The sequence below is a fragment of the Pseudarthrobacter sp. NCCP-2145 genome, assembly GCF_023708005.1.
Lineage (GTDB): Bacteria > Actinomycetota > Actinomycetes > Actinomycetales > Micrococcaceae > Arthrobacter > Arthrobacter oxydans.
Genome location: NZ_BRCG01000017.1, coordinates 97,137 through 106,888, shown reverse-complemented (window position 1 = coordinate 106,888; position 9,752 = coordinate 97,137). Strand labels below are relative to the sequence as shown.

7 protein-coding genes are annotated in these 9,752 nt (G+C 63.2%); 2 read left to right on the top strand and 5 right to left on the bottom strand.

Features of this window, described 5'->3' with window-relative positions; translation table 11 throughout:
- Positions 1-217: transposase (locus NFU08_RS15240; protein WP_251424489.1), on the top strand; the 217-nt coding region annotated here is incomplete at its 5' end.
- Between the two features lie 55 nt (positions 218-272).
- Here NFU08_RS15240 and NFU08_RS15235 read toward each other — a convergent pair.
- From NFU08_RS15235 to NFU08_RS15215, 5 genes are all read right to left on the bottom strand, one after another.
- Positions 273-614 carry a YciI family protein gene (locus NFU08_RS15235; protein WP_251424487.1) on the bottom strand — a complete coding sequence of 114 codons (342 nt, stop codon included), beginning with the start codon at positions 612-614 and terminating at the stop codon, positions 273-275.
- A gap of 28 nt (positions 615-642) precedes the next feature.
- A complete protein-coding gene (locus tag NFU08_RS15230; RefSeq protein WP_174178464.1) occupies positions 643-1,458 on the bottom strand; it encodes a glycosyltransferase in 816 nt (271 codons plus the stop codon).
- A 272-nt stretch (positions 1,459-1,730) separates the two neighbouring features.
- Positions 1,731-2,864, bottom strand: a complete 1,134-nt coding sequence (locus tag NFU08_RS15225) for a glycosyltransferase (protein WP_174178462.1) — start codon at positions 2,862-2,864, stop codon at positions 1,731-1,733.
- 92 nt (positions 2,865-2,956) lie between these two features.
- Entirely contained in the window at positions 2,957-4,528 is a 1,572-nt protein-coding gene (locus NFU08_RS15220; protein WP_251424485.1) for a polysaccharide biosynthesis tyrosine autokinase, read from the bottom strand.
- A gap of 267 nt (positions 4,529-4,795) precedes the next feature.
- A complete protein-coding gene (locus NFU08_RS15215; protein ID WP_251424483.1) occupies positions 4,796-7,825 on the bottom strand; it encodes an Ig-like domain-containing protein in 3,030 nt (1,009 codons plus the stop codon).
- Positions 7,826-8,225: 400 nt separating this feature from the next.
- On the opposite strand from NFU08_RS15215, the gene NFU08_RS15210 reads away from it, so the two are divergent.
- On the top strand, positions 8,226-9,647 hold the full coding sequence (locus tag NFU08_RS15210) for an amino acid permease (protein WP_251424480.1): 1,422 nt from the start codon (positions 8,226-8,228) through the stop codon (positions 9,645-9,647).
- Positions 9,648-9,752: the final 105 nt, after the last annotated feature.

The window sequence follows — 9,752 nt, the reverse complement described above, 5'->3', positions numbered from 1 at the left end:
GGAAGCCGCACGGCCGGAGACGAACAGGCTGTACCGTACAGTCTGCCGGTGGTGGAAGGAGATCGAGGTGCTGATCATTACCGGCGCCACGACAGGCAAGGTCGAGGCGAACAACACCGCAATAAAGAACATCAAACGAACCGCCCGCGGGTACCGCAACGCCGCCAACTACAAATCGGTTATTCTCTTGAGAAGTGCCGTCAGGACGGCGGCATGACGCTCATTCCAGGGATCCATTTCCCCACGAACCGCGAAGAGCCAGGTTGCCTCCGTCAGCTCTCGGGGTCGTACTGGAACTGCCGGACCTCTTGGGGGCAGCGGCAGGCGACGGCGATCTTGGCAGCCCATTCAAAGGCCGCTTCCCTGGAGGGCAGCTCGAGGACCGTGTAGCCGCCGTCGGCTACTGCATGGCCTGGGTACGTGCCCTCGGTGACGGTGCCGTCACCGGCCACGCGCACGGGTGCCACGTTCTCATCGATCCCGCCGCCGAAGACGTACACGCCCGCCGCCTTGGCCTCGCCGATGACGGCGTGCGCGGCTTCGACCACCGCCTCGAAGTCCTCGGCGGGGACCACCATGGCGTCACTGGGGAACGAGATCAGGAACTTCGTCATGCGGGTATTCTCCTGCAGGAAGGCCGGGTCAGCCCCTGGCAAATCCTTCGGCCAGCATGCGGCGGCCGAAGGCGCGCCAGCTCTCGGACGCCTCCTCATGAAAGAGTTTGGCCGCGAGGACCGTTTCGGTTCTTCCTTGGCCCATTGCATACTCGATGGCGGCTGCCCACGCCTCGACCTCCTGGCCGGGCACCACGTGGTCCGCCGCGACCAGGAGCCGTGATTGCGGTCCGTACAGTTTCTCAAGGCTCGTCCCGACGCGACCGACAATCGGAACGCCGTGTTCAAGAGCGCGCATGGCTATGCCGCTTTGGTAGAAGCGCTTATACGGGATGACTATGGTGTCGCTGGAGACGATCAGTTCCTCCAGCTCGTCCTCCGGGACGAAGCGGGCATCGACATGCCAACCCTCGACGGGAGGCCAGCCACGGCCCACTATGTCGAGGTCGCATTTCGGGCCAAGCCTGCCGGCCAGTGATTTCAGGAGGTCAATGTCCCGGTCGGCCTTGTACTGGCCCAGCACGCGAACCCGCGGCCTTTTCCCGGACTGCCCGCCAAAGGCGGCGTCCTTGGCTGCTCCGGCCGGGGGAAGCATTGGATGGGGCACCTGCGCCAGGCCCCCGGTGAGTCCGACGGCGTCCATGGCCTGGGCAGCTTCATCGCTGTGTACCACCGTTCCGGGCCGCTTCTTCACCCGTCGAACGAGGCCCGCCACCAGGGGGCTGCTGCCCACGGACCGGACGAGCGGTTGTGGATCGTGGTAAATAACAACCCCTGAGTCGCCGCAAAGGACTTTCATCATCAGGAGGTCCAGGAACCCCAGAACCGGCCACGTGAGGAGCACCCTTTCAGGTGAATTCCTTTTTCGTGTCCGCCGTCCCGCAGCATAAAGCATTGCGGTATATGCGCCGAGCCACTGAAAGCGGCTTTTACCGGACTGGGAAGGTTCGGTAATGGAAAACAATTCTGTTTCTATTCCGGCATCGGCTAATTGATGCAAAAGTGCCTCGGTGTAATGGCTTAAGGCCACTCCCAGGGGATTCAAGACCAGTATTCGGGGGGTTCCGCTGCATATTTGTCCGGCTGATTCAGGTGCGCTCGGGCGTAATCCAAAGGTCATTGACGCACCTCGCTGCCGATCTTGGCCGCTTTCTCCCCCAGGACCGCTTCCTGGAGTGTCAGTTCATATCTCCGGCACACATCGTCCCAGTCATAATGGGTGGCTGCGCGGGCCTGGTTTGCTGCCCGGGCCTTCGCCCGCAGATCGTGGTCAGTCAGCATGCGCCGCAATGCGCTCTCGATGGCAAGCGGATCCGGTGCCACCAGGTGCTCATCCGCCCGCAGGACCTCGGCGTTGTATGGCGTCTGCCGGGCAACGACCGGTGCTCCGCAGGCCATCGCCTGGACCAGGGCTGGATTGGTCCCGCCTACGCTGTGGCCGTGGAAATACGCTCCGGCATGATGCCAGAGTGAGAGGAGCTTCTTGTCATCACTGACGTGGCCGAGCCACTGGACGTTGGGATGTTCACCCAGCCGCTGGGCGGCCTCATCCAGCGGCCCGCCATATCCGCTGGATCCCACGATCACCACAGGATGTTGCTCCGCCAGGCGTTCAGCTGCCTGGAAAAACTCAGACACCGTGTTCTCGGGAACAAACCGGGCCACCATGAGCACATAGGATTCCGGTTCGAGGCCAGGAACAACCTCGCTGGGGCTGGCGAGGTTGGCGCCGTAAGGAATGAAGACGCTCTTGCGCCCGAAGTCCCGCTTCCAGCGGCGCTGGATCTCCAGGGAGTCGCTGATCAGGATGGTGCCGTAACGGGCCGTCAGCCGGGCGCCCAGCCGGAAGACGAACTTGGCGAAGCGGTTCCACTTGGCGCGTTCCCACTCGATTCCGTCCACGTTCACCACGGTTGGTATCCCGCGAAGCTTCAGCAGCGGCAGGAAAAAGCCGTTGGCAACGTTCATGACGAGTGCCACCTGGGGCTTGTGCCACAGGGCGTGGAGGACCGAAGACAGCCCGAAGGAGAGGGTGCTCAGCGACTTGCTCTCAAGCCCCACTGTCCTGGTGGTTCGGATGCGGGGGTCGCGTGCCTCGTCGTCGTCCTTGGTTTGGCCTGCCCGGCAGTAGACGTTGACGTCCCAGCCGGCATCGGCGAGGAATGGTGCCAGGCGCCGGACTGCAGTCTCAAAGCCGCCATAGTAACTTGGGTAGCCGCGTGTCCCGATGACGACGACAGACTTGGACATGGGTTCTCCTAGATGAGTGTGTCGGCCCGTGCGCGCGTGACCGGGTTGGCTCGGATAGGGCGCACGGGGCAGCTGCAGGCGGTGGATGGTGCCTAGTAGGACGTGACGCTCCGCGAAGTCTGTTCCCTGCTGGAACCACGGAACGCAGGGGGGCTTTCGGGCTCAATCACTACAGGTGAGTCGTCCGCGTCGTCCCCGGACGGGTCGCTGTCCGCGGAATCAGGATCCGAGGTGTAGTACGAGTAGCCGTCAAACTCCTTTGCGGGCACGCAGTTCAGAAGGGTTCCAAGTACGGCTCCATGCACCTTCCGGATGTTCCCCAGCGACTTTGTCAGCTGATCCTTGGTTGTCCGGCCAGCCTTTACAACCACAATGGCGCCGTCCGCGATCCTGGCAAGGAGCACGGCATCAGTCACCGGCAGCAGCGGCGGAGCGTCAATGATCACGATGCCTTTTTCGGACAGGGATTCGATCAGCTGTTTCATGGCATGTGAGCCGAGGAGCTCGGTGGGATTGGGCGGGATCCGGCCGGAGCCCAAAATCGACAGGTTGGGCAGATCGCTCCGTTGCTGGAGAACGTCATCTACCTCTGCTTTTCCGGTAAGGACGTCGGTAATGCCTATTCCGGGAATTACGTCAAAGATCTTGGCCATGCTGGGGTGCCGCAGGTCGCCGTCGACAACGATGACCTGTTCCCCTCCGGCCGACATCGCGGAGGCCAGGTTGGCTGCAATAGTTGACTTGCCTTCCCCGCTCACCGAGCTCGTGACGACGATGATCCGGGGCGGGTTGTCCACGTCAAGGAAAGTCAGGTTGGTGCGGAGTTCCCGGAGCGCCTCGGCGAAAGCAGGGCTCTGTGCCCGTGAACCGGGTGTGGGAGCGGCTGGGACGCCTCCCAGGACCTTGTTCTCCCCCGTCAGCCGGAGGTCGACCGGCAGGGCGCCTATGACCGGTACGGAGAAGAGGTGTTCCACTTCAGCCGCGGAATGCAGGCGGCGGTCGAGGCGGTCGCGAAGGAGTGCGGAAGCGTAGGCCAGAAGGAGGCCCAATGCTGCCCCGTACACAGCTGTCATTGCGACGCCGGGAGAGACGGGTGTGGTTGGCAAGGCCGCTGGATCCAGCGGTACAAGGGAGAGCGGCGGCGTGACTGCTTCGAGGGGCTGGCCTGACGCAGCTGTGGCGGCCTTCTCCCTTTCCTGGACCTGCTTGCTCAGTTCGATGATCCACGCATCTGCAACTCGTTGGGCAATCGTCGGATCCGGAGACTCGGCAGTGATCCGGACTTCGGCTGTGTCGCGGGGAACGGTAACAGAGATGGCACCCAGCAGGGCGTCGCTGGACATGTTCAGGCCAGTGGAGAGGCGCACGTTGTCCGCCACGAGCCGGGATTCAGCCAATGACTTGTAGTTCTTTGCCCTTGCTTTGGCCAGGGTGTCGCCGGCCAGCAGGCTGCTGACGTTGTCGGTTCCCACCGCAATAACAACTGCGCTGGCTTCGGCGGCATAGATGCGGGGGCGAAACGTGCTCCACGCCGTGGCCAGCAGGGTGACGATCAGGGTCACAACCGCAATGTGCTTCCAGTACGTCCTCGCGACGCGGGCGTAGTCCCTCAGTCCCATTCCGGCGGCTGGTACGTCGCTGCCGCTAATATCCTGATTACTCAAGGATCCGATCCCTCCTGCAGGTTGACGTGCTGAATGGGCAGGTGCGACGGAAGGGCCTGGTGCGGCCGGGTCGATTCGAAAGACCTTTTCTTCTGCCATGATTGCCCCTTTTCCGGCGGGTTTCCTGTGTCTCTGTGCCGCTTTGGCGTGTTGCAAAGCTAGTACGGGGCCGGATGCCGCGGTCCGATAAAACAGGGGGCTTGTGGCTGCCCGGGGGTAAGAATGTGGAAATTGCGGTTACCTGCAGCCGGGCCGCCTCACCCTGGCCTAGCTCAGGGTGAGGACGAGTTTGGGTGCGGTGGTGCTGCCGGCTTCCTTGGAGGTGAGGTCCAGGCCGTCGGTGCTGGTGGAGTCCAGGGCGAGGGAGAGTTGTTGGCCGAGGTCGCCGGTCAGGGCGTTGGCGGTGAGCGGGACGCTGTAGTTGCTGTTGGCTGCTGTGGGGCCGAGCGTGCCGATGCTGGTGCCGGGCGCGGGGCGGTTGTTGTAGGTGATTCCGCCTTCGGTCCAGCTGTCATCGGTGACGAGTTTGATGTTCTGTTTGCCTATGGACCCGCTGCCGGCGCTGCGCAGTTGCAGTGTTGCGCTCTCCACGGTCCGGCCCGCGTAGGCTGAGAGGTCGAATTTCAGGTAGGTGACCTCCACCGGGCTGTTGTCTACGCTCAGCGAGGTACTCGTGCCGTAGTTCGTTGCTGCCGCTCCGCCCGCGACCCAGCTGTCCGCCGTGGCGGTGAGGGTGACGGTTTCCGGTGTGCCGCCCCCGCCGCCGGCGGTGGCCGTGGTGAAGGTCCAGGTCTTGTCTGAGGCCAGCGCGTTGCCGGCGGCATCCTTCGCCCCGGTGGAGCCGCCCTTGATGGTTGCCGTGTAGGTGGTGTCGGCTGCCAGGTCCGCGCCTGGGTTCAGCGTTGCGGTGTTGCCTGTGCTGTTGTAGCTCACCGCGGCCGTCACCGTCGTCGTCCCTGTCTTGAGGGTGAACGTGCTCGAGGTAATGGTTGATGCGTTCATCGCTTCGGAGAACGTGGCAGTCACGTTTGTGGACACCGCCACGCCGGTAGCACCATCTGCCGGGGACGTGCCCGACACCACCGGAGCCGTCGTATCACCGCCACCACCGCCACCACTGCCGCTCCCGGACAGGGTGAGGACGAGTTTGGGTGCGGTGGTGCTGCCGGCTTCCTTGGAGTTGAGGTCCAGGCCGTCGGTGCTGGTGGAGTCCAGGGCGAGGGAGAGTTGTTGGCCGAGGTCGCCGGTCAGGGCGTTGGCGGTGAGCGGGACGCTGTAGTTGCTGTTGGCTGCTGTGGGGCCGAGCGTGCCGATGCTGGTGCCGGGCGCGGGGCGGTTGTTGTAGGTGATTCCGCCTTCGGTCCAGCTGTCATCGGTGACGAGTTTGATGTTCTGTTTGCCTATGGACCCGCTGCCGGCGCTGCGCAGTTGCAGTGTTGCGCTCTCCACGGTCCGGCCCGCGTAGGCTGAGAGGTCGAATTTCAGGTAGGTGACCTCCACCGGGCTGTTGTCTACGCTCAGCGAGGTACTCGTGCCGTAGTTCGTTGCTGCCGCTCCGCCCGCGACCCAGCTGTCCGCCGTGGCGGTGAGGGTGACGGTTTCCGGTGTGCCGCCCCCGCCGCCGGCGGTGGCCGTGGTGAAGGTCCAGGTCTTGTCTGAGGCCAGCGCGTTGCCGGCGGCATCCTTCGCCCCGGTGGAGCCGCCCTTGATGGTTGCCGTGTAGGTGGTGTCGGCTGCCAGGTCCGCGCCTGGGTTCAGCGTTGCGGTGTTGCCTGTGCTGTTGTAGCTCACCGCGGCCGTCACCGTCGTCGTCCCTGTCTTGAGGGTGAACGTGCTCGAGGTAATGGTTGATGCGTTCATCGCTTCGGAGAACGTGGCAGTCACGTTTGTGGACACCGCCACGCCGGTAGCACCATCTGCCGGGGACGTGCCCGACACCACCGGAGCCGTCGTATCACCCGGCGGAGGGGCCGTTCCAAGCGACCGGTCCGAGAACCAGTAGCGCTGGGTGGCTTTGTTGCTCGCCATCACGACGACGCCTGTGGTGGCGTTGACGCCCTGCTTGGTGGTGGTGACGTCGTTGATGTTCGCAGATGCCCCGTCCTGAATCACGGGGGTGCCGCGGCCGCTGCCAAAAACGGGATTGTCCATGGATGCAGTCTTCTCGTAGATACTGCCGGGGACTCCTGAGTATGCGCATCCCGAAACCGACGTGGATGGTGCAGTGTGGAAGGCCCGCACCACGTTGTTGGTTGTATCCAGCAGGATCTGGGGACGGGTCACGCAATCGGCAAGAGTGGCGATGGTGGATCGCGTGAAGGAGCCGGTTCCCGGCCGGAAGACCAACAGCTGCAATTGCGGAAGCGTCTTGTCAGTCGAAGAATCCAGGCTCGTCTTCACCGCCGCGTACACACGTCCTGCCGAGTCAGCCAGGAGTGCCTTGATATTCAAATGATCGTCGGCCTGGCCTTTGCCCTGTACCGCGGGCTGCACCTTCCATGATGATGCTGCGGAAGGAGAGGTTCCATCCGTGCGGGTGGCCCAGTACACGGTTCCAGCGGGAGCATCGCTCCACATCACACCGATCTTGTTGTTTCCAAAGGCGACGATGGCCGAAATGTCATCCGGAGCCGGGTTCGGATCGGCGACCGGCAGGACAAACGGTGTCCCCCAGGTTGTTGTGCCAGGGTTCACCGAATTGACATAAACGCTGCTGGTGAACCCGGAAGTTGAGCTCCCCGACACCTGCGTCCATGTGGCCCACACAGCACCTGTAGTGTCCTTGTCGATGGTCATGGATTCGCTGCTGTTGTTATTGATGTTGCTGGGAAAACCGGAGTCCAGCGTGTATTTGCCGGCAGCGTAGCTGTATCGGTACAGCTTGGCAGGCTGCCCTGTGAGTGACGCCTTTGAGCCGGAGTCCCCGGAGATGGTTGCCACATGGGAGGCGATGTACAGTTTGTTGCCGTCCCACAACGTGTCGGACAGCGTGCTGCTCCTGGTGTCGTTGGTAACCCCGGTGCTCACCCACGTCTTGGTTGCCCTGTCGAGCCGGTAGATTTGCCAGCCGGTTCCCGTGGTCCACATATCGGCCCACCAGGATCCGTCGTTCCACCACAGCTTGCTCTGCGGCTTGTCGGAGGTCGGCGTGTTGGCCACCCCCGAGTAACTGATGCTCTGGTAGCCGTAATTCTCTGCCGCCTGGGCTGTGCCGCCAGCCGCCATAAGGCCCAGGACAAGGGCAACGGCCAAGGCCAGGGCTTGCGGAACGGGATGGCGAACTATTGCTGTGTGCATATTCAGGTCCTTGGTGGCGCAGGTAGTCCTCGACGGCGTACCGCTGCTCTGGCGTCCCGCTTGAGTGCGGGTGGAAGCCAATGTAGACCTCCAAATTTGCCGGGGGCAATGGGGGAAACCGTGCGGAAAGTCACTAGGGGATACGGGGCTGGGGACTATTTCCTTCGTGTTTCCTTGTTGTCTGGAGGGCTTCTTCTGATTCCTGTGGGTACTCGCACTTGGGCCATGGCCAAAATTGGGTGGCCCAAGGCTGTGCCGATGCACAGCGCATCCACTTCTCCGCGCCATTTACAGTGAGAGAAAGGTGTGACCGGCCCCACTGAGCGGAGCGGTCCTCAATCTCGCCGGCAAGCCCCTGCCTGCCAATACCATCTGCATACCCACGAAGGACGGCGCTCCCATGCCCGCTGACCAGCAATTAGCCAAGTCGCTTAAGCCGCGGCACCTGTCCATGATCGCGATTGCGGGCGTCATTGGCGCCGGCCTGTTTGTCGGCTCCGGCGCCGCCATCCAGCAGGCGGGACCGGGGATCCTGCTCGCCTACATGGCCGCCGGCGTCGTGGTGATCCTGGTGATGCGCATGCTCGGTGAAATGGCCGCGGCCAACCCGGAGACGGGCTCGTTTTCCACCTACGCCGACAAAGCGCTAGGCCGCTGGGCCGGCTTCAGCATCGGATGGCTGTACGCCTGGTTCTGGATCATCGTGCTGGGCATCGAAGCAACGGCCGGCGCGGCCATTATGCACCGCTGGGTACCCGGGATCGACCAGTGGATCTGGGCGCTCATCCTGATGGTCCTGCTGACGCTGACCAACCTTGGATCCGTTAAGTCCTACGGTGAATTCGAGTTCTGGTTCGCTTCCATCAAGGTCGCCGCAATCGTGCTTTTCCTGCTGTTCGGCGCCGCCGCCATCCTGGGGTTCGTCCCCGGCGTCCCGGCTCCGGGGCTCAGCAACCTGATCGACAACGGCGGGTTCCTTCCGAACGGACCGGGCGCTGTGCTGGCCGGCATCCTGGTGGTGGTCTTCTCCTTCTTCGGTGCGGAGATCGCCACCATCGCCGCAGGTGAATCGGAGAACCCGGTGGACGCCGTCAAGAAGGCCGTCAAGTCCACCGTCTGGCGCATCCTGGTCTTCTACATCGGATCCATCGCCATCGTTGTCACCCTGCTGCCCTGGAATGACGCCAGCGTTGCCAAGAGCCCCTACGTTGCAGTCATTGAACTGTTCGGAATCCCGGGAGCCGGCACGATCATGGACATCGTGGTCCTCACGTCCGTCCTGTCCTGCCTCAACTCCGGCCTGTACACCGCCAGCCGCATGCTCTTCTCGCTGTCCAAGCGGGGAGACGCTCCGGCCGCCTGGACCAGAATCTCCCCGCGGGGCGTCCCGGGCGCTGCCGTGCTCGCCTCCACCGTGGTGGGTTTTGTGACGGTAGGCCTGAACTACATTGCACCCGACACGGTATTCCTCTTCCTGGTCAACACCTCAGGTGCCATCGCCCTGTTCGTGTGGCTGGTCATCGCGTCCTCCCAACTGATCCTCCGCAAGCGCATGGGTGCCGCAGGCAAGGATCTGGAGCTGAAGATGTGGCTCTTTCCCTACCTGACGTGGCTTTCCATCGTCAGCATCGTGGCACTGCTGATCGGTATGGTCATCCTGGAATCCACCCGGGAGTCCCTGCTGCTGTCGGTGGCGCTGGCGGCTGTTGTGGTGTCCGTCGGCGTGTGGCGCTACCGCAAGTCCGGTACGCGTCCGGGTGGCGGGGATCTGCGGGATCGCCCAACCCCCGAGCCGGCAGTGGAGTCCACTTCGGCGTCGTAATTTCTTTGCTTGTCCGCCTGGCATTGAACCGCCCGCACCCGCAGCCGCACCTGGCTCGCCGGTGCGGGCGGTTTCTTTATGCAGGAAGGATGCCGGCTGCACGTT

What these genes read in the sequence shown, in the direction of transcription:
- NFU08_RS15235 (WP_251424487.1), bottom strand. Translation starts at nt 614, where the DNA reads ATGACGAAGTTCCTGATCTCGTTCCCCAGTGACGCCATGGTGGTCCCC.
- NFU08_RS15215 (WP_251424483.1), bottom strand. Translation starts at nt 7,825, where the DNA reads ATGCACACAGCAATAGTTCGCCATCCCGTTCCGCAAGCCCTGGCCTTG.
- NFU08_RS15225 (WP_174178462.1), bottom strand. Translation starts at nt 2,864, where the DNA reads ATGTCCAAGTCTGTCGTCGTCATCGGGACACGCGGCTACCCAAGTTAC.
- NFU08_RS15210 (WP_251424480.1), top strand. Translation starts at nt 8,226, where the DNA reads ATGCCCGCTGACCAGCAATTAGCCAAGTCGCTTAAGCCGCGGCACCTG.